Below are 18,710 nucleotides of genomic sequence, written 5' to 3' on the forward strand. Positions count from 1 at the left end.
GGCGATGGAATTGGCGGCAGGAATCGGTAGCGATGGCACGCCAATCGCTACTGCCTGGACGGGCAAACCCGTACTGCACATGCAGGAGTCAGATACCCCCATGGGGGTTCACGTTACATTTGGTGACCACTGGTCATCGGCAGAATGGCGAAATTGCCGGACAAGTAAGTTCGGGCGCCGGTCAGCAAGCAGGCGCCGCCGCGCAGCGCTGATGTCGCTCCCTCACACCGGCCCCGCGCCCGCGGCCGCGCGGGTCCGAGTGACGGTCGGCCGCTCGAAACCGGCGTCGATCGCGGCGCGCAGCACCGCAGCGGCGACCTCCTCGGTACGGTCCAGTGGCACCAGGGCGATCACACAGCCGCCGAAGCCGCCGCCGGTCATCCGCGCCCCCAGCGCGCCCGCGCACACCGCGGTGTCCGTGATCAGATCGATGCGTTCGGTGGTGATCTCGAAATCGTCGCGCATGGAAGCGTGCGAGGCGGTGAAAATTCGCCCGGCTGACCGATAGTCCGATTTTCCCAGCGCCGCAACACAGTCGATGACTCGTTGGTTTTCGCTGAGCACGTGACGGGCGCGGCGGGCGTCGACGGGGTCACGCACGACCGACAGGTCGGCGGGACCACGATCGGCGGCCGCCCGCAGCGACGACGCCGACAGATCGGCGGCCGCCCGCTCGCAGGACGCGCGCCGTGCCGCGTAGTCGCCGCCCGCGTGGCTGTGCCGCTCCCGGGAGTCGATCAGCAGCAGTACGACGCCCGCGGACTCCGGGTCGAAAACCACTGGGGTGACGGTGAGGTCGGCGAAGTCGATCAGCACCGCCGTCGCGTCCCGGCCGAAGAGCGCGGCGAGCTGGTCGAGCAAACCCGTTGGCGCGCCCACATACTCGTTCTCAGCGCGCTGGGCCAGCCGGGCCTGCTCCTTGACCTCGATGCGGACGCCGGCGGCCGAGGTGATCGCTCCCAGCGCCGCGCATTCCAGCGCCGCCGAGGACGACAGGCCCGATCCCATCTCCACGTCGCTGGTGATCGACATGGTGCCGCCGGGCACGGGGAAGCCGCCCTGGCGCAGCGCCCACACCACCCCGGCCACATAGGCCGCCCAGCCGGTCACCTCACCGGGAGCGGTGCCGAGCCGGACGCGCACCGGGGCGTCGGCGCGGTCGCTGACCACGGTGATCGCATCGTCGTCGGCGGGAGTGAAGGTCACGACCGTGCGCTGCGGTAACGCGATGGGTAGCGCGAAACCCAAGTTGTAGTCGGTGTGTTCGCCGATCAGATTGATCCGCCCCGGTGCGCCGTAGCGGATCGTCATCGCAGCTCCCGCAACCGCTGGGCCACGCTCTCCGGTGTGACGTCGCCGATGAAGGCGTCCATCGCCGATTCGGAGGCCGCCAGGTACTTGAGCTTGGTGGCGCTGCGCCGGATGGACATCAATTCGACGTGGAAGTAGCCCTCGGCCTGGGCGGCGGTGTCGGCGTACTGGTGCAGAGCCGAAATGTAGGGCAGCGGCGCGGAATACATCCGGTCGAACCGTCCGAGCACGTCGAGGTAGACGCCCACGAGCGCGTCCATCTCGTCCTCGTCGAGTTCGGTCAGGTTGCGCACGAACCGATTCGGGTAGATGTGCACCTCGACCGGCCAGCGCGCCGCGAACGGCACGAACCCGGTGAACAGCTCGTTGCGCGCGATGATGCGGCTGCCGTCGGCGACCTCACGGGCCAGCAGATCGCCGAACAGGTTGCCGCCGTGCCGGTTTCGATGCCGACGAGCCTGCTCCAGCATGGTGGCGGTGCGCGGCGTCAGATAGGGATAGCCGTAGATCTGACCGTGCGGATGGGTCAACGTCACCCCGATCTCCTCGCCACGGTTCTCGAAGCAGAACACCTGCTCGATGCCCGGCCGGGCCATCAGGTCGGCGGTGCGATGCCGCCACGCCTCGACGACCAGCCGCGCGTGCGCCGGCTCCAGCTGGGCGACGGACCCGGTGTGGTCGGCGGAGAAGCAGATCACCTCGCAGCGGCCGTGCCCGGGCGCGGTCACGAAGCCGTCCTCGCCGGCCGCGGGCGCCGGGGCGGGCAGCGACGGCAGCGCGCCGGACAGGCTGGGAAATCGGTTCTCGAACACGACGACGTCGTAGTCGGGGGCGGGCACCTCACTGGTCAGTCCGGTCGGGCCCGGGCACAGCGGGCACGCCTCCGGTGGCGGCTTGTAGGTGCGGTCCTGGCGCAGCGCCGCGACGATCACCCACTGCCCGGTGGACCGGTCGAACCGCAACTGCGACTGCGCGTCGGGCTCACGCGCCGGCAGCGGCCTGCGGTCCTCGACCGGCGCCGGACAATGCCCGGGCAGCGCGAAGAACAGCAGGTCACGACCGTCAGCCAGCTTCGCGAGCGTGGGCGGGGTCACGATGTCGAAGACTAGCTTGGTCGCCGCGTCGCGGTTCGGGTAACCATGTTGAGTAAGCGCAAGAAAGGCGGCCCCCGATAATTCACGAAAGCGCCCGCAACTGGGTGATCGGCTCCGACCCTGGCTTGCTTCGGCTGCGAATGGCCACCCGGACAACGGCCGCGCTCGGCCTTTCCCTCCTGGCGCTCTTCATCCTCACCAGGGCGACGGGACAACCACTGACCGTCGCCCTGCTGGGCGTCGTCATCACCATGGTCGCGTCCCGCTCCGTCAACGAGCCCGACCCGCACCAGCAGCGGATCACGATGGCGCTGCTGCCCCTTCCCGCCGCAGTGTCCATCACGGCCGCCGCGGTGCTGGCGCCGCACACGATGGCCAGCGACGCCGTCTTTGTGATCGTCGTGTTCACCGCGGCGTACATCCGGCGCTACGGGGCGCGGGGCAGGGCGCTGGGCATGGTCGCGTTCATGTCCTACTTCTTCACGCTGTACCTACACGCCCGCCTCGCCGAGCTGCCCTGGATGATCGGGGCGGTCGCGGTGGGCACCGTGTGCACGTACGTGATGAGCGCCTACTTGATGCCCGATCGGCCCGAGCAGGTGCTGCGTGCCACCATCCGGGCGCTGCGGGCCCGGATGGCGATCGTCCTGGACACCACGGCCGAGGCGGTGCGTACGGGCCGCCTCGACGAACGGCGTCGCCGCCGCATGCGGGCCCGCACCATCCGGCTCAACGAGACCGCCCTGATGGTGCAGAGCCAGATCGAAGACAAGGCCGACCCTGGCACCGTGTGGCCCGGCGTCACCGCCGGACAACTCGCCCCCTGGCTGCTGGACGCGGAGCTGGCCATCGAATGGGTCGCCACCGCCGGTCGGCGGGCGGCCGTCATCGCTTGCGAGGACCCCGATTCCATGCCCGCGTCCACCCGAGCCGCGCTCGTCGACGCGCTCACCCAACTGTCGCGGGCGATCCGGCTTCCCGAACCCGACGGGCTACGCCGGGCCGCCGAGCAAGCGCAGCGGCTCCTCGAAGGGCAGCCCGGCCCCGCTTCGGACCCAGCGGGCGATGACGCGGGCCGCACGGCCGTGCGCCGCCTGGCGCTGGCGATCATCAACGCCGCGTCGGCGACTTCCGATGTGCGGGCGATCGTCGACCGGGTGGCCACCGGCCGGCCCCTCGAGGACGGCGACGGCGACCGCCCGCAGCTACCAGAGGACGCCGTCCCCGACGAGGCCGCCGAGGAAGAGCCGGTCGCCGGGCTGCGGCCGACCACCCGGCAGGCAATCCAGGTCTCCGTCGCCGCATCGCTGGCGATCGTCGTCGGCGAGCTGGTCTCGCCGGCGCGCTGGTATTGGGCGGTGATCGCGGCGTTCGTCATCTTCGCCGGCACCAACTCCTGGGGCGAAACCCTGACCAAGGGCTGGCAGCGCCTGCTCGGCACCATGCTCGGTGTGCCGTGCGGCGTGCTGGTCGCCACTCTGCTGACCGGCCACAAGACCGCCGCGCTGGCCGGCATTTTCGTGTGCCTGTTCTGCGCCTTCTACTTCATGACGGTCACGTACAGCCTGATGACCTTCTGGATCACCACGATGCTCGCGCTGTTGTACGGGTTGCTCGGCCAGTTCTCGCTCGGCGTGCTGATGCTGCGGATCGAGGAGACCGCGATCGGTGCGGTCATCGGGGCGACCGTCGCGGTCGTGGTGCTGCCGACCAACACCAGAACGGCGATCCGCAGCGACACCCGCGCCTTCTTGACGAGCCTGTCTGCCCTGATCGAGATCTCCGCCGTGACGATGTTCGGCGAGGAGGACGGCGCCAGCCCGTCGGAGCAGGCGCGTCAGCTCGATCGGGACCTGCAGCAGTTCCGGATCACCGCCAAACCGTTGCTGGCCGGCGTCGCCGGATTTGCCGGCCGGCGCAGCATCCTGCGCGCGCTGCGAATCTTCACCGCCTGCGACCGTTACGGCCGGAGCCTGGCACGCAACGCCGAGCAGTATCAGGATCCCGTCGGGTCACCAGCGCTGGCCTCCGAACTCGCGCAAGCCTTTTCGGCGGCCGCGGCCCAGACGCGGCGCAACATCGACGCGTTGCAGGAAGCCATCGAGGGCGGCCACGCGCCAACCCTGGTCTCGGCCACCGACGAGCTCGACGCCGCGGAGACGGTGGCCCGGCAACAGGACGGCAACGACCCAAGGACCACGGACGACGACACCCCGCGCTTCCTCACCGCCGTACACGCCCTTCGCCAGATCGAGCGGGCCATCGTGACCGCGGCGACAAACCTCGGTGCGCGCGATGACCGTAAGGCGCCCGACCCGAGCGCGAGACTTACTGCGCACCCATCCCCCAAGAGGTAAGGTGCTAAGCGGTTGATTTCCCAGCCTTACGGAAACGTCGCGGCGGCGATCTGAACTCCCCGCCGTCCAGGGCAGACGTAAGCCGACAGATGCAGGTTTTTCCCACTGATGGTTTCGGTCGCCTGTGGATTCGGCTCCTCCTTCGCCCAGTCACGCCGATCGGGACGTCGTGGTGCGCGCTGCGCGGCGGAGTCCGAATAGGGCGCGCTGTCGGCCAAAAGGATTTCCGTGAGCAGATTTACCAAAGGGATGTTCGCCAATGCCCAGTGGAGTTTCAACGGCATAACCACCGGTGAGCCCGACGCTCCGGTCCGGCACACCTGGCTCGAGGTCCACGCGCGAGCCCGACGTATTGCAGGCGGGCTGGCTTCCGCGGGCATCGGTCATGGGGACGCGGTCGCCGTGTTGGCCGGCGCCCCGGCCGAAGTCGCTCCGACAGCACAGGCGATCTGGATGCGCGGCGCAAGTCTGACCATGCTGCATCACCCCACGCCGCGCACCGACCTGCAGCGGTGGGCCGAGGAAACCACCAACGTCATCAAGATGATCGGCGCTAAAGCTGTCGTCGTCTCCGACCCGTTCATGACCGCGGCACCTCTGCTCTCCCAATGGGGCGTGCGGGTGCTGACTATCGAGCGACTGCTCGAGGGCCGCCCGATCGATCCCCTCGACCCACACGAAGACGACTTGGCGTTCATGCAGTTGACCTCCGGATCCACCGGTTCGCCCAAGGCTGTCCGAATCACCCACGCAAACCTCTTCGCCAATGCCGAAGCGATGTTTGCCGCCGCGCGAGTCGATATCGACACCGACGTCATCGTGAGCTGGCTGCCATGTTTCCACGACATGGGCATGACCGGCTATCTGACCGTGCCGATGCACTACTGCGTTGAGCTGGTCAAGATCACCCCGGCCGACTTCCTGCGCGATACGTTGTTGTGGGTCAAGCTGATTGACAAGTACCGGGCCACCATGACGGCTGCGCCCAACTTCGCCTACAGCATGCTGGCCAGACGCCTACGCCAAGCGACGCCCAGCCAATTCGACCTGTCTTCGCTGCGGTGGGCGTTATCGGGGGCCGAGGCGGTCGAGCCGGCCGTCGTGGAAGACCTGTGCGGCGCCGGCGCACCGTTCGGGTTGAAACCGGAGGCCGTGGTGCCCGCCTACGGCATGGCCGAGACGACGGTCGCGGTGTCGTTCACCGAATGCGGAGACGGCATGGTCGTCGACGAGGTGCACGCCGATATGCTCGCGGTGCTGCACCGGGCCGTGCCGTCCAACGGGCCGCACACCCGCAGACTGGTCTGTCTCGGCAGGCCGCTGCAGGGCATGGATGTGCGCGTTGTCGACGAAAACAACAACGTGCTGTCCACCCGCGGCGTCGGCGTCATCCAGGTGCGCGGTCAGGCGGTGTCCGACGGCTACAACACTCAATCGGGTTTCGTTGCGGCACAAGACAACCAAGGCTGGTTCGACACCGGCGACCTCGGCTACCTCACCGAGGCCGCCGACATTGTGGTGTGCGGCCGGGTCAAGGACGTCATCATCATGGCCGGCCGCAAGATCTACCCGACCGACATCGAACGCGTCGCCGTCCGGGTAGCAGGCGTTCGGCCCGGATGCGCCGCGGCGGTGCGTTTGCACGCCGGGCTGCCCCGTGAGACCTTTGCCGTGGCGGTCGAGTCGAAAGTTTGGCAGGAAGCCCCCGAAGTGCACCGCATCGCGCGGCAGGTCGCACGAGAGGTGTTCGCCGAGGTGAACATACGGCCGCGCAACGTCGTGGTCCTCGAGCCGGGAACGATTCCGAAGACCCCTTCGGGAAAGCTGCAGCGGGCGCTCGCACTGGCACTGGTCAACTAGCTGCCAAGCGCGCCGGGGTCCCTAGAATGGGCCGCATCATGGATCTCTACGATGCCCAGCCCGGCCGGACCGCGCCGCAGCAACCCGAGCCGTCCCCCGCGCAGCTGGAGGCCGACGAGGTCGATCTGCATGCCGGTTTGGTCGGCGTGGCGGGGATCGTGGCCGATGCACGACAAGTGGACGAAATCCTCAGGGATGTAGCCGAATTCGCGGAGCGAGCCATTCCGGGCGCCGATGGCGCCGGTGTGACGTTGATCAGCTCTGGCGATGAAACGCCCCGGGTCCACACCTGGGCGGTGACGGCGGAATTCGTCGCAGAGATCGATCGCGTCCAATACCGGGACCTCGGCGAGGGACCGTGCATCACCTGCATGGACTCGCGGCGGCCGGCCGTCAGTGGATCGCTGGGGAGCGACAGCCGGTGGCCGCACTTCGGCGGCCGGGTGGCCCGGATGGGCGTGCATTCCGCGCTGGCGCTGCCGCTGGCCGTCGGCGATCGGGTGATCGGCGCGATCAATTCCTATGCGCACCGCCGCGACGCATTCACCGAGCACGCCGTACAACTGGGTTCGCAATTCGCCGGCCCCGCGGCGGTTTCGGTGTACCACGCGCAGCTCTTGGCCAGCGCCCGGGAGCGTACCGATCGACTGCAGCGCGCACTGACGAGCCGAGCGGTCATCGATCAGGCGATCGGCATCATTCGTAGCAGAAGCGGTCTGAGCGCGACGGCGGCCTTCGATCGGCTCAGCAGCATCAGTCAAGAAGAGAACGTCAAGCTGAACGTCGTCGCCGAGCGGCTGGTGGACGAGGCCGTGCGACGCGCACGGGCACGGCAGCGCTGACGGTCACTACGACGACGCGGCGAGCTCGGTCAGGGCCGCGAGCAGACTCGGGCGGCCATGGCGCTCGGTGATCAAACGCCGGGCCACGTCGCTCAGGTGTTCGCCGCTGTTGCGGGCGTAAGTCCGCATCAACATGAACGCCTCGTCCACCGAGACGTTGAGGCGCTCCCGCAGGAAGCCCTTGGCCTGCTCGATGGTCACGCGGCTGGCCAGGACGGTGCGGAGTTGCGGCAAAACCGTCGACGGTGTCGGGGGGTGCTCCTGCAGGATCGCGACACTGGCGATATGCGCCAGCGTTTGGGCGACAAGCAGGTCGGCGTCCGAGAGCGCACCCGGGCGATCGCCGAACAGGCCCAGCGCGCCCAAGACGAGGCCCGCGGCGCGCATGGGCGTGGCGTGCACTGAGAGGAACCCGGCGTCGTGCGCGGCGGACGCGAAGTGGGGCCATCGGCCGGCTTCGGCGCTGACATCGGCGATGGAAACCGGTCGGCCGGTGAGGTAGCACTCGACGCACGGCCCCTGGTCGGCCTGCACCTGGAAGAGTTCCAGATCTCGAGCTTGTTTGGAGGTTGCGGCCAGCAGGCGGAGCTGCTGAAGCGGGTCGGCGAGCAACAAGCCGGCAGCCGCGACGTCAAGCAGTTCGGTGCATTGCTTGGTGAGCTCGGTCAGCAAGTCGACGACGTCGAAATCGTCGAGCAGGCTGTCGACGAGCGAAACGACGGCGTCGAGGACGCGGGCTTCACGGGGGGTGTCAGTCAACTTGGCCTCCATTCCTGGGTTCGAGTACCCGCATCAGTCGTTGTCCAGCTTCAGCCGGCGCGCGAGGATGTCGCGCGCGACGTCGGTGGCGTTGCGCCCGGTGGCGTAGGCGTGGGCCCGAAGCCGGACCAGGGCTTCGGCGGGTTCGACTTCGAGTTGCGCGACGAGCATGCCGGTTGCCTGGCTGACTTCGGTGCGCGACAGCGCATTGAACTCGGCCCAGGCGTTGCTGTTCGGGTCAGCGACGGCGGCCTGGAAATCGGCGTCCAGAAGATCGAGGAGGGGCACGGATGCGAGTTCGGCCGCGACGATGGCGCCGGACAGATTCTCACCGTCGAGCCGGCCGGGCCCGTGCCGAAATAGGTCCAGGGCGCCCACATATTCGCCGGCGACGACGATCGGGATCGCGTAGACGCCGCGGATGTGGTGGGCGAGCAGCGCCGGGCCGAATGCGGGCCAACGACGGTCGGCGGGATCGGCGAGATCGACGGCGAGAACCGGGATCCGCCCGCTGATGGAGTCGAGGCATGGGCCCTCACCGAGGGTGAACTGAAGCTCGTCGTACGTGCGGGCCAGTGCGCTGCTTGATCCGAGCGTCCCGGTGGGCGCGCCGTCAAAGATCAGCGAAATGGCCGCGGCATCCACCTCGAGGAGGACCGCACAGGCCGCACACAGCCGGTCCGCGGCCGCCACCCCCCGATAACCATCGACGGCCGTGAGGAGCCGCTCCCGCATCGCCATATTCAGCCGAAATGCAGGGAGTCGGGATAGCGCAGCGGCGTCATCACCACGGCCTTCATTCGTTGGACAGGGTTGGCGATGCCGCCAGCTGGGTCTTAGTGCATTGTGACATCGGCGATGATGTCGCCGATGTGGTCCAATGGCTGCGTTTGTACACACAGAAGTTCGACGGCGGCCAGCCTGGTGCTGACTGCTTAACACCACAGTTGCACCAACAGCCATCTAGCACGGGAAGCGGACTCGACCTGATATGTCCTGGGGACGCAACCTGCCCCAATCCCACGCCTAATGCAAGGCTAGCTCCTTCCCCGGGGGTCCGCGCAACCCTGGGTTGTCAGGTCAGGTTGGCGATCCGGATGGAACGGTGTGGACCTCGCGCCACAATCCCTGCCGCCACGTCGACGACTCGCATATTCGAATTCTGGGAGATCTGGGTTATCAGCTCGAAGGCTCGCACCGGCCCAACGCCGAATCGCTCCATAATCATGCCCTTGGCTTGGCCAATGGCGTCGCGGCTGGCGAGCGCGGACTGGAACTGAAGCTCTTTGTTGTGGGCTATCAACGCCGTTGCCGCATGGGTTGCGATTACTCCTGCTATCGCTTCGGCTTCCATCGTGAACGTGTTTGGCTTCAGTCCCAACAGGTTCAGCGCAGCGCGGCTCCCATTGTGCGTGTAGAGCTGGAAAGACAGGATGCTGTGGACTCCGCCGGCGGCCGCGGAAGTACCGAATTTGCCCCACCGCTGATCGTTTTGGAGATCATCGCATCGCACCAACGGCTGTCCGTCGGCGGCGTCCACACAGGGACCTTCCTGAAACTCGCGCTGGAGCGCGTCGATCCGCTGCGCCAACGGTGACGTCGCAGCCAGCGACTCGAACCCATCCGGAGGGGAGATCATCAGAATATCTGCGCTCTCGACACCCGGAACCAGCCGCACCGCAGCTTTGGTGACTCCCGCCAGCGTGATATTCAATTCCGTTGGGCGGGAGTATCTTTCAGTGAGGTCAATCATCGTTTGGCGAAGCATGTTCGCAAACTTGTCATCGGTCATGGCGCATGCCTTCATATCCGCGGGCAAAGCGAGGCGGACCCAGGCGGCCCAAAATGAGACCTTTCGAAGCTGACGAGCGCGACGCACGGCTAACTGCCGTTCCTCCCCTGAGGCTAGCCGGTTTCGGCCTGACGCGGTGCGTATGCGCGCAGAAAGTCCAATCGACTGCCCAACAACCGCTCGACCAATCAATTTCACCGAAGATGCATGCCCACGTTCGGCCGGGCGTTAACAGATCGTCTCGCGTGGTTTCACGCATCGCAGCCGATGCCGCCGGGCACGGGTCGGCAGACTTCGTCCGCCAGGTGGCGTACGGGCCTCCGCCGCAAGCCATTTCGGACCTGCTTGGTGTCCCGGCGGAGGACTACGACACGCTGTTCGACTGGACCGACAACATGATCGGCAACGACGAACAGGAGTGCGCCGGCAATGACGCGCTGATGTCGGTGGCCGAATTGATTTGGTACGCCATGCAATTGGCGGTGCGCAAGGCCATCGACGGCATGGAGCACTGGCAGGTGGACTACCGGAGGGCGTCTCCGGCGGCACGCTAGCCCGGCTCGGATGGTTGCGGGCTCTGCGTATCACTGCGCTCGCCGGTGGCGATGAAGTCCTCGATCAACTCCACCACCTGCTCGGGTGCCTCGACCTGCGCGAAGTGTCCCACGTCCGGCAGCACCTCGAGCCTCGCGTCGGTGCGCGCATCGTGCGCGGCGTAGGCGTGAGCAACCGGAATAATGCCGTCGCGTTCCCCCCATATCGCCATGACCGGTAACTCTTGGCGCAGCCGCAGCCTGTTGAGCGCGCTGACCGCCTGACCGCGGTAATCGACGACCGATCGCAGCGTCTTCAGGAACGACTGCCGTGTCTCGCCATCCGACAGTGACGAGTAGGCGCTCCAGAGCTCGGCGCCGCGCGGCGAGCGGATTCCGGCGCTTCTCATCCAGGACCGCAGCTTGTTGCCGACCGACAGGACGGGTGGCGGCGCGATGACGGGCAAGACCAGCTCCGCCCCGGGCGCCGAGAGCAGCCGCAACACCCATCCCACGTCGGGCCCAAGGCCGCCGCTGCTGATCAGGATCAACCGTTGGGCGTAGTCGGGGTGCTGGTAGACGAACTGCATCGCGACCCCACCACCAAGCGAATGGCCGACGACGGTGGCCCGGCTGACGCCGAGCTCGTCGAGGAAATCACGGAGCCACACCGCGAATGCGCCCAGCGAGTAGTCCGTGCGGGGTTTCGCCGACTCGCCGTGACCGAGCAGGTCAGGGGCGATGACCCGGAATTTCTTCGACAACGGCGGGATCACCGACCGCCACGTCTCCGAGCTGCCCGCCATGCCGTGGATGAGCAGCAGCACCTCGCCATCACCCTCGTCGCGATACGCGATCCGATCGCCGTGCAGTTGGAGAAACTTCACCTCATTCATGTGGGCTGTGTACCCGCTTTGGTCCTGCTCAGCAATGATCGAAGGCATGACCGAACCCGTTGCGACCCGAGTTGCCGTCTACCTCGACTTCGACAACATCGTGATCTCCCGCTATGACCAGATCAACGGGCGGAATTCGTTTCAGCGGGACAAGGCCAAGGGGCTCGAACAATACGCCGAGCGGCTGGACCGGGCGACGGTTGACGTCGCCGCGATCCTCGACTTCGCCTCGTCGTTCGGGACCCTGGTGCTCACCCGCGCCTACGCCGACTGGTCGGCGGATATCAACGCCGGGTACCGCGGGCAGCTGGTGGCCCGCGCGGTCGACCTGGTGCAGCTGTTCCCGGCGGCGGCCTACGGCAAGAACGGCGCCGACATCCGGTTGGCCGTGGACGCGGTCGAGGACATGTTCCGGCTGCCCGACCTGACCCACGTGGTGATCGTGGCCGGTGACTCCGACTACATTCCGTTGGCCCAGCGCTGCAAGAGACTTGGCCGGTACGTGGTGGGCATCGGGGTGGCCGGTGCGTCGAGCCGCGCGCTCGCGGCCGCCTGCGACGAGTTCGTCATCTACGACGCGCTGCCCGGGGTTCCGGCGCCGGCGCCGGCTGACGCGGAGGCGGGCAAGCCGAAGAAGCGGGCCACCCGCGCCAAGTCGGCCAAGCACGACGAGCCCGACGAGCCCGACGAGCAGCCCGACCCGCAGGCCGCCGCCACCGCACTGCTGACGCGGGCGCTGCAGATCGGCTTGGAGAAGGACGACGTCGATTGGCTGCACAACTCCGCCGTCAAGGCGCAGATGAAGCGGATGGACCCGTCGTTCAGCGAAAGGTCTTTGGGATTCCGCTCATTCAGCGACTTCCTGCGCTCGCGCTCCGATGTCGTCGAGCTGGACGAGACGTCGACGACGCGGAAGGTGCGGCTGCGGGCGCAGGATTGAGCGGCGCCGCGTGCCGCCGCGGCAATGCGTTTCCTCTCGGGTGTATGACGTTTGCGCCGAGCAGCGGGCGATATCGTTGACACTCCCCTGGGACGGCCATACATTGTTTGAAAGTCGTCCGCAGCCTACTGCGGAACCAAGGAGACCGTCATGACCGTCGGTGCCGCTCCCCCAAGCGTTTTCGAGGCCGATCTGCCGACGCTTTCCTACGACCCCGAGGAAACACCGGCGCAGGTCTATCCGCGGCTGCGGGAGGCGCAGCGACGGGCCCCCGTCGCGATGGGACCCCACGGGCCCGAGGTGCTGTCCTACCACCTGGTCCGTTCCGTCCTTCGGGATCCCCGATTTCAGATCCCGCCCGGCATCAACCTGCTCGCCCAGGGCATCGACTCGGGCCCGCTGTGGGACAAAGTCGCCAACAGCCTGCTGTGCCTGGAGGGCGACGCGCACCATCGGCTGCGCAGCCTGTGCTCCAAGGCGTTCACCCCGCGAACGGTCGCCCGCCTGCACGACACCATGGCCGCCGTGATGAACGAGTTGGTCGACCAGGTGGCCGACGCGGGCCAGTGCGATGTCGTCACCGACATCGCGCGCCCCTACCCCGTGCCGATCATCTGCGCGCTGCTCGGCGCACCCCGCGAGGATTGGCAACAGTTCTCGTTGTGGGCCGACGACGTGTTCAAGGCCTTCAGCTTCACTGTCGACCTCCGCGCGGTCGAGCCGGTCGTGATGCGCGCGTGGCGCGAGCTCGACGACTACGTCGACGAGATGGTCGCGCGCCGCCGGCACAGTTTGACCGATGATCTGCTTTCCGACCTGATTCGCGCCGGGGACGAGGGCGACCGCCTGGACGCCGCCGAGCTGCGCATGCTGGCCGGTGGCCTGCTGCTGGCGGGGACGGACACCACCCGCAACCAGGTGGCCGCCTCGGTGCAGGTGCTGTGTGAACACCCGGAGCAATGGGAGCTGCTGCGGCGGCGGCCCGAGCTGGCGATGCGTGCCGTCGAGGAGACCATGCGGCACTCGCCGATCGCGTGCGGAACCCCGCGACTTGTGGTCGAGGATGCCGAGCTCGACGGCTACTCATTCCCCGCCGGCACCGCGGTGTTGGTGAATACCTTTGCGGCCAACCGAGATCCGGCGGTGTACGACGACCCCGGCCGCGTCGACATCACCCGCGATGCGGCGCCACCCATCCTGACCTTCGGCGGCGGCGTGCATTACTGCCTGGGCGCCAACCTGGCCAGGCGGGAGATCGCCGAAGCGCTGACCGTCCTCGCGAACCGGCTGCGAAATCCGCGCATGGCCGGGCCGGCGCCGTGGAAGCCGATGGTGAGCCTGAGCGGGCCGAAGAGCCTGCCCATCGAGTTCGACCGGTAGGTATCGCCGACGCATGCTGTGACAGAGGCCGCTGTGCGCCGAGTCGCGGTCACGTCGGGGCGGCTTTACGCTGCTTGGTTACACGAACTTAACGGGGGTTTTCAATGTGCGCAGCCTGGGTGCATGCGGCCCGGCACCGCCTGTTCACCTACGGGCGTGCCGCGGTGGCGTCGGTCGGCTGCCTGGCCGTCGCATCCTGTTCGGAGACCGCGGCGCCGCCCGCCCTCACCCCCACCAACTCGACTTCGGTCTCGAAAACCAGCGCCCGCGCGGCTCCCCCGCCCGCCCCGATCACCGGCCCGCTGGAGAAGGATTGGAAAAGTTACGGCGGAACGGCGTATTTCGGTTGCCCGGAGAAGTTTTCGGCCGGCAAAACGGCGCTCGAGGACATCCGGCCCAAAATCTTCGACCCGAAGACCGGGCAATACGTCGCGCCCGCCGTACCCGCGATCCCGGCCGGGCAGAACCTCACCGGCGGCATCTGCGCACTGACCGGCGCTGCCGATGACATGAAGGTCGTGTACGTCGTCACGACCGTCAAGCCGGCGCAGGCCCCGTCCCCCGAAGTCACCACCACCACCGGCTACGTGTTCGACTCCAAGTCGGGCCAGCAGGTGGCCACCAAGGAGCTGCAACCGCCCGCCCCCGACCTGAAGCCGGCCGCGCCGAGCAATTGGGGGCTGGCCTCGACCGCCTCGGGTGCGGCGTGGCTCAACGCCTTCACCGACGGCCACGGCGCCGCATCGCCGCCGCGCACCGTGGTCCTGTCCGGCGGCGACCTGTCGATGATGTGGAACGACCCGCAGCCCGGCCGCGTCTGGCAGGACATCCTCGCGTTCCAGCGCAACACCGAACCCGGCAAGACATCCGGCGCCGAGCTGCGCCGGCCCAGCGGTGAAGCGATCTACCAGGACAACGACGTGCAATCGGTCGACGCCGAATTAACCGACGGCCCAAACAAACTGGTGAAGATCACGCACTGGGATTCGTACAACCCGCCGGTGCTGTCGACGATGTTTTATGACCTCAACGCCAAGTCCATCATCAAGATCGGCGATTCCGACCGGATCTCCGGCGGCGGGCTGACCGCGGCGCTGTCGGACGGCAAACTGTTCGTCGACGGCCACGGCTCGGACACCTCCCAATTCGGCTTCGGGGTGTGGAACCTGCGCAGCCAGCAGTGGGACTTCCAGAAGAGCCGAGACGACGCCAAGAAGATGTCGATCGCCAAGCTGGCGTTTTTCGAAGACCACCTCTACATCACCGGCGCCGGTGGGACATTCTCCGTAATCGCTTTGCCCGCAACCGATCCCGTCGCACCGAACTGGTCGCTACGGCCCTTCGAGCGGATCTCCGGATGGACCCTGGTGTGCCGCGGCGAGACCGCGCCGGGGTCCAACGGCGAGTGCAAGGAGATCGTCATGGTGCAAGACCAGGACGGCCACTACCCCGGGCCCTGGTTCTGAGGTTGTTCGCGCTCAGAACAAGCCGAGGGCCTGGGGGGCCATGTAGAGGCCGAAGCCGATGGTCACGAAACACAGTGCGCGGGTGAGGTGTTTGTGCAGCCCCCGCATGCGCCACTGCTCGGGCAGCGCCCGGGCCTCCAGCGCCAGCAGCAGGCCCAGCACGATGGGCAGCAGCAGCGCGTTCATCACCTCGACGTCGACGGCCAGGTTGACCAGGTCGACGCTGGCCAGCACCAGCACCGCGCCCATGATGTGGGCCAGCCCGTAGGTGAGGTAGAACTTGGCGGTGGCGCGGTTGGGCCGCTCGTTGAGCGTGTGCTTCCAGCCGAACACCTCCGCAAGCCCCCACGCACCGGCCAGCGAGGCGACGATCGCGGCCACCAGCGCCGCACCCAGCATGCCCAGGCCGAACAGCACTGTCCCGCCGACGTGGCCCAGGTAGGGCGTCAGCGATTGGGCAATCTGGCCGACCGTCTCCAGCTCCGCTCCGCCGCCCTGCGCGCCACTCGTCCCAATCGTGGATGCCATGGTGATCACCACCGCGATCATGATCAGCTGGGTCAGCACCGCACCGAACGCGGTGTCGTACCGAGCCTGGCGAATCGTGCTCTCCGACAACCGCTTATCGACCACCGCGCCTTGCTGGTAGAAGATCATCCACGGCATGATGACCGCGCCGACGTTGGCCGCGACCAACAGCAGGTACGACGAGTTGCCCAGCGGCATCGACGACAGGCCGTCCGCCAGCGCCTTCGGATCCGGCCGCGCCATCACCATGGCCACCAGGAACGCCAGTTCGGCTGCGCCGACGACCAGGCCGATGCGCTCGACGCGCCGGTAGCTGCCGGTCAGCGCCAGCGCCAGCAGCGCGACGGTCGCGACCGGAATGCTCACCCACCGCGAGACGCCGAACAGCTCACCGACTCCGGCCACACCGGCGAATTCCGTCAGCAACGCCCCGATCGCCGAGGCGAACAGGGTGAACGCCGAGACCCAGGCCCATCCGCGCCCGAACCGCTCCCGGATCAGCGCGCCGTGGCCGCGCTTGGTGACGATGCCCAGCCGCACCGTCATCTCCTGCACGACGTAGAGGACCGGCATCAGGATCAGCTGCGGCAGCACCATCCGGTAGCCCCATTGGGCGCCGGACTGCGACGCGGTGATCAGCGACCCGGCGTCGGTGTCGGCCAGCATCACCACCAGCCCGGGGCCCCACACCGCAAGCAGCCCCCACCGCAGCCAACGGCCACGCGTTCGCAGCGACACCGGCGGTCGGTCGTCGAATTCGCCCGTCACCGGCTGCGCGGTTGTCTCGGTCACCCTGATTACTCCTCTGGTACGACTGCGTTCGTGCAAACCGATCAGCCCCGAGGATAACTAAGGCTCGCCTAACCGCGGGTGGTTTCCCGGAGAGTGCCGTTAACCAAACTGGCATGGCCATTCTCGAAAATGCGATAGGCCTTCTCGAACGGCGAGAGTACGTTACCGGAGTATGCAAACGGTGCGTAGTTTCTGCCGCGTCTGCACCTCGGTCTGCGGCATCCTCGTCGACGCCGACGGCGACGAGGTGATCCGCGTCCGCGGCGATCAGGACCATCCCTTCTCACACGGCTACACCTGTCCGAAGGGTCGCGCGCTGCCGCAGCTGCATCATCATCCGGACCGGCTCGAGCATCCGCGGATGCGGGTGGACGGCCGACTGCGCGATGCCACCTGGGATGCCTGCCTGGACGACCTGGGCGCCCGGCTCAAGGAGATCATCGACCGGCACGAACCCGAGTCGGTCGCGTTCTATTTCTCCACCATGGAAAGCGCCGGCTTCCGGATGGCCGAGGCCCTGCACGCCGCGATCGGCACACCGGCAAAGTTCAGCCCGCTGACCATCGACGGCACCGCCAAACCCCTGGTCTCGGATCTGGTCGGCGGATTCATGGGGCTGTCCGGCCGAACCGACCTGGACAACGCCGACTTTCTGTTGCTCGTCGGCGTGAATCCCGTTGTGTCGCACGGCCATGCGATCTCGATGCCCAACCCCACCGGAACGGTGCGCGAAATCACCCGGCGCGGGCAGGTGTGGGTGATCGACCCGCGCCGCACCGAGACCGCGCGGCTGGCCACCGCCCACCTGGCGCCGCGACCCAGCACCGACCACGCGGTGCTGGCCTACCTGGTTCGCGAAATCCTGCGCGACGGAATGAAAACCGATGTGCCGGTGCAGGGCGTCGACGCGCTGACCGCAGCGGTGGAGCCGTTCACACTCGAACACACCGCACAGCTCGCCGACGTCGCCGAGGCCGACCTGGCCCGGCTGGGCGAGGCGGTGCGCGCCGCCAAGTGCGTCGCGGTCGAAACCGGCACCGGCGTCACCATGACGGCCGAGCGCGCCAACGTCACGCAGTGGCTCGCATGGGTGCTGATGATCCTCACCGGCGCGATGAACCGTCCCGGCGGCACCTGGTTCCATCCCGGATTCGCCTACCAGCTGGAAACTTTCGGCGAGTTCCTGCCCGTCACGCCGATCGAGGGGGCTTTCGGCCCCGGGCCGCGCAGCCGTCCCGAGGCGCAGGCCTTCATCAACGAGTGGCCGTGCGCGGTGCTGCCCGACGAGATCGCCGCCGGCAACATCCGCGCCCTGATCAACGTCGGCGGCAGCCTGGTCACCTCGTTTCCCGAGACGGGCAAGCTGATTCCGGCCCTGCAGAACCTCGAGGTGTTCGCCACCACCGAGATCATCAACAACGAAACCACGGAGCTGGCCACCCACGTCCTGCCCACCAAGGATCCGTTGGAACGCCCCGACATCACCATCCACGACATCCTGAGTTCGCATGTGTCGGTGCAGTACAGCCCGGCCGTCGTCGCACCGGTCGGCGAACGGCGCTCGATGTGGTGGGTGTTCGCCGAACTCGGCCGCCGGCTCGGTTACGACCTCGGCAATCTCGGAAATCCCGACACCAGCACCGACGACGATGTGCTGTCCGTCCTATTAGCCGGCGCGCGAACGGGTTTCGACGAGGTGGCGGCCGTGGGCTGGGCCGAGGCGCCGCGCGAGCTACCGGCGACCTGGGTCGACGACCACATCGAGCGGGTGGGCGGCTGGCGACTGGCGCCACCGCTGCTGGTGGATCAGCTCGCCGCCCTGCAACCGCCCGCGCCGCTGGTGATGGTGCCGCGCCGGCAACGCCGAAAGCTCAACGGGCAGCTCGACTTTCTCGGTGAGGCGCCCGAAATCCTGATCCACCCCGACGACGGCGCCGCCGCGGGCGTCGCGGACGGACAGAAGGTGATCGTCCGCAGCACCAGCGGCGAACTGACCGGCATCGCCAAGGTCCACGACTCCATCCGCCGCGGCGCGGTGTCGATCCCGCACGGCCACCACGTCGCCAACGTCAACCGCCTGACCAACAAGGACGACATCGACGTGGTGACGGGCATGGTGCGCTACTCCGGCATCCCCGTCAGCCTGCACCCCGCCTAGGG

At 67.6% G+C, this 18,710-nt stretch carries 15 protein-coding genes; 8 read left to right on the forward strand and 7 right to left on the reverse strand.

What is annotated here, in order from left to right:
• Window positions 1-222 precede the first annotated feature (222 nt).
• Together MTY59_RS03915 and galT are read right to left on the reverse strand one after the other, a co-directional pair.
• Window positions 223-1,311 (reverse strand): galactokinase, encoded by a 1,089-nt coding sequence (locus MTY59_RS03915; RefSeq protein ID WP_221044505.1) that lies wholly within the window; start codon window positions 1,309-1,311, stop codon window positions 223-225.
• The gene (gene galT / locus MTY59_RS03920; RefSeq protein WP_221044506.1) at window positions 1,308-2,405 is read right to left on the reverse strand and encodes a galactose-1-phosphate uridylyltransferase; all 1,098 of its coding nucleotides are present in this window, start codon (window positions 2,403-2,405) and stop codon (window positions 1,308-1,310) included. Before galT ends, MTY59_RS03915 begins: the two co-directional genes overlap by 4 nt.
• A 104-nt stretch (window positions 2,406-2,509) precedes the next feature.
• On the opposite strand from galT, the gene MTY59_RS03925 reads away from it, so the two are divergent.
• From MTY59_RS03925 to MTY59_RS03935, 3 genes are all read left to right on the forward strand, one after another.
• On the forward strand, window positions 2,510-4,762 hold the full coding sequence (locus MTY59_RS03925; RefSeq protein ID WP_221044507.1) for an FUSC family protein: 2,253 nt from the start codon (window positions 2,510-2,512) through the stop codon (window positions 4,760-4,762).
• A gap of 228 nt (window positions 4,763-4,990) precedes the next feature.
• Window positions 4,991-6,622, forward strand: a complete 1,632-nt coding sequence (locus tag MTY59_RS03930; RefSeq protein WP_221044508.1) for a fatty acyl-AMP ligase — start codon at window positions 4,991-4,993, stop codon at window positions 6,620-6,622.
• A gap of 38 nt (window positions 6,623-6,660) precedes the next feature.
• Window positions 6,661-7,464 carry a GAF and ANTAR domain-containing protein gene (locus tag MTY59_RS03935; protein WP_221044509.1) on the forward strand — a complete coding sequence of 268 codons (804 nt, stop codon included), beginning with the start codon at window positions 6,661-6,663 and terminating at the stop codon, window positions 7,462-7,464.
• A 6-nt stretch (window positions 7,465-7,470) separates the two neighbouring features.
• Here the strand turns inward: MTY59_RS03935 and MTY59_RS03940 are convergent, their stop codons facing one another.
• The 3 genes from MTY59_RS03940 to MTY59_RS03950 all read right to left on the reverse strand — a co-directional run bounded on the left by MTY59_RS03940 (window position 7,471) and on the right by MTY59_RS03950 (window position 10,015).
• Window positions 7,471-8,223 carry a GAF and ANTAR domain-containing protein gene (locus tag MTY59_RS03940; RefSeq protein WP_221046246.1) on the reverse strand — a complete coding sequence of 251 codons (753 nt, stop codon included), beginning with the start codon at window positions 8,221-8,223 and terminating at the stop codon, window positions 7,471-7,473.
• 33 nt (window positions 8,224-8,256) lie between these two features.
• Window positions 8,257-8,964, reverse strand: a complete 708-nt coding sequence (locus MTY59_RS03945) for a GAF and ANTAR domain-containing protein (protein WP_221044510.1) — start codon at window positions 8,962-8,964, stop codon at window positions 8,257-8,259.
• Between the two features lie 334 nt (window positions 8,965-9,298).
• Window positions 9,299-10,015, reverse strand: a complete 717-nt coding sequence (locus tag MTY59_RS03950) for a GAF and ANTAR domain-containing protein (RefSeq protein ID WP_221044511.1) — start codon at window positions 10,013-10,015, stop codon at window positions 9,299-9,301.
• A 245-nt stretch (window positions 10,016-10,260) separates the two neighbouring features.
• Between MTY59_RS03950 and MTY59_RS03955 the strand changes: the two genes are divergently transcribed.
• The gene (locus MTY59_RS03955; RefSeq protein ID WP_250160711.1) at window positions 10,261-10,569 is read left to right on the forward strand and encodes a cytochrome P450 family protein; all 309 of its coding nucleotides are present in this window, start codon (window positions 10,261-10,263) and stop codon (window positions 10,567-10,569) included.
• Here MTY59_RS03955 and MTY59_RS03960 read toward each other — a convergent pair.
• Window positions 10,566-11,444 (reverse strand): alpha/beta fold hydrolase, encoded by an 879-nt coding sequence (locus tag MTY59_RS03960; RefSeq protein ID WP_221044512.1) that lies wholly within the window; start codon window positions 11,442-11,444, stop codon window positions 10,566-10,568. The genes MTY59_RS03955 and MTY59_RS03960 overlap by 4 nt on opposite strands.
• A gap of 34 nt (window positions 11,445-11,478) precedes the next feature.
• Here MTY59_RS03960 and MTY59_RS03965 point away from each other — a divergent pair, with 34 nt between their 5' ends.
• From MTY59_RS03965 to MTY59_RS03975, 3 genes are all read left to right on the forward strand, one after another.
• Window positions 11,479-12,384, forward strand: a complete 906-nt coding sequence (locus MTY59_RS03965) for an NYN domain-containing protein (RefSeq protein ID WP_221044513.1) — start codon at window positions 11,479-11,481, stop codon at window positions 12,382-12,384.
• 150 nt (window positions 12,385-12,534) lie between these two features.
• Complete coding sequence (locus MTY59_RS03970; RefSeq protein ID WP_221044514.1) at window positions 12,535-13,764, forward strand: cytochrome P450; 1,230 nt, start codon at window positions 12,535-12,537, stop codon at window positions 13,762-13,764.
• Between the two features lie 104 nt (window positions 13,765-13,868).
• A complete protein-coding gene (locus MTY59_RS03975) occupies window positions 13,869-15,230 on the forward strand; it encodes a hypothetical protein (RefSeq protein ID WP_221044515.1) in 1,362 nt (453 codons plus the stop codon).
• 12 nt (window positions 15,231-15,242) lie between these two features.
• On the opposite strand, the gene MTY59_RS03980 is transcribed toward MTY59_RS03975, so the two are convergent.
• Window positions 15,243-16,550, reverse strand: a complete 1,308-nt coding sequence (locus MTY59_RS03980; protein WP_221044516.1) for an NRAMP family divalent metal transporter — start codon at window positions 16,548-16,550, stop codon at window positions 15,243-15,245.
• Between the two features lie 172 nt (window positions 16,551-16,722).
• Between MTY59_RS03980 and MTY59_RS03985 the strand changes: the two genes are divergently transcribed.
• Entirely contained in the window at window positions 16,723-18,708 is a 1,986-nt protein-coding gene (locus MTY59_RS03985) for a molybdopterin-containing oxidoreductase family protein (RefSeq protein WP_221044517.1), read from the forward strand.
• Window positions 18,709-18,710 lie beyond the last annotated feature (2 nt).

Source organism: Mycobacterium senriense (assembly GCF_019668465.1).
GTDB classification, from domain to species: Bacteria; Actinomycetota; Actinomycetes; order Mycobacteriales; family Mycobacteriaceae; genus Mycobacterium; species Mycobacterium senriense.

Coding starts and splice junctions, on each gene's coding strand:
- MTY59_RS03970 (WP_221044514.1), top strand. CDS start 12,535: ATGACCGTCGGTGCCGCTCCCCCAAGCGTTTTCGAGGCCGATCTGCCG.
- MTY59_RS03975 (WP_221044515.1), top strand. CDS start 13,869: ATGTGCGCAGCCTGGGTGCATGCGGCCCGGCACCGCCTGTTCACCTAC.
- MTY59_RS03965 (WP_221044513.1), top strand. CDS start 11,479: ATGATCGAAGGCATGACCGAACCCGTTGCGACCCGAGTTGCCGTCTAC.
- MTY59_RS03945 (WP_221044510.1), bottom strand. CDS start 8,964: ATGGCGATGCGGGAGCGGCTCCTCACGGCCGTCGATGGTTATCGGGGG.
- MTY59_RS03950 (WP_221044511.1), bottom strand. CDS start 10,015: ATGACCGATGACAAGTTTGCGAACATGCTTCGCCAAACGATGATTGAC.
- MTY59_RS03985 (WP_221044517.1), top strand. CDS start 16,723: ATGCAAACGGTGCGTAGTTTCTGCCGCGTCTGCACCTCGGTCTGCGGC.
- MTY59_RS03935 (WP_221044509.1), top strand. CDS start 6,661: ATGGATCTCTACGATGCCCAGCCCGGCCGGACCGCGCCGCAGCAACCC.
- MTY59_RS03915 (WP_221044505.1), bottom strand. CDS start 1,311: ATGACGATCCGCTACGGCGCACCGGGGCGGATCAATCTGATCGGCGAA.
- MTY59_RS03960 (WP_221044512.1), bottom strand. CDS start 11,444: ATGAATGAGGTGAAGTTTCTCCAACTGCACGGCGATCGGATCGCGTAT.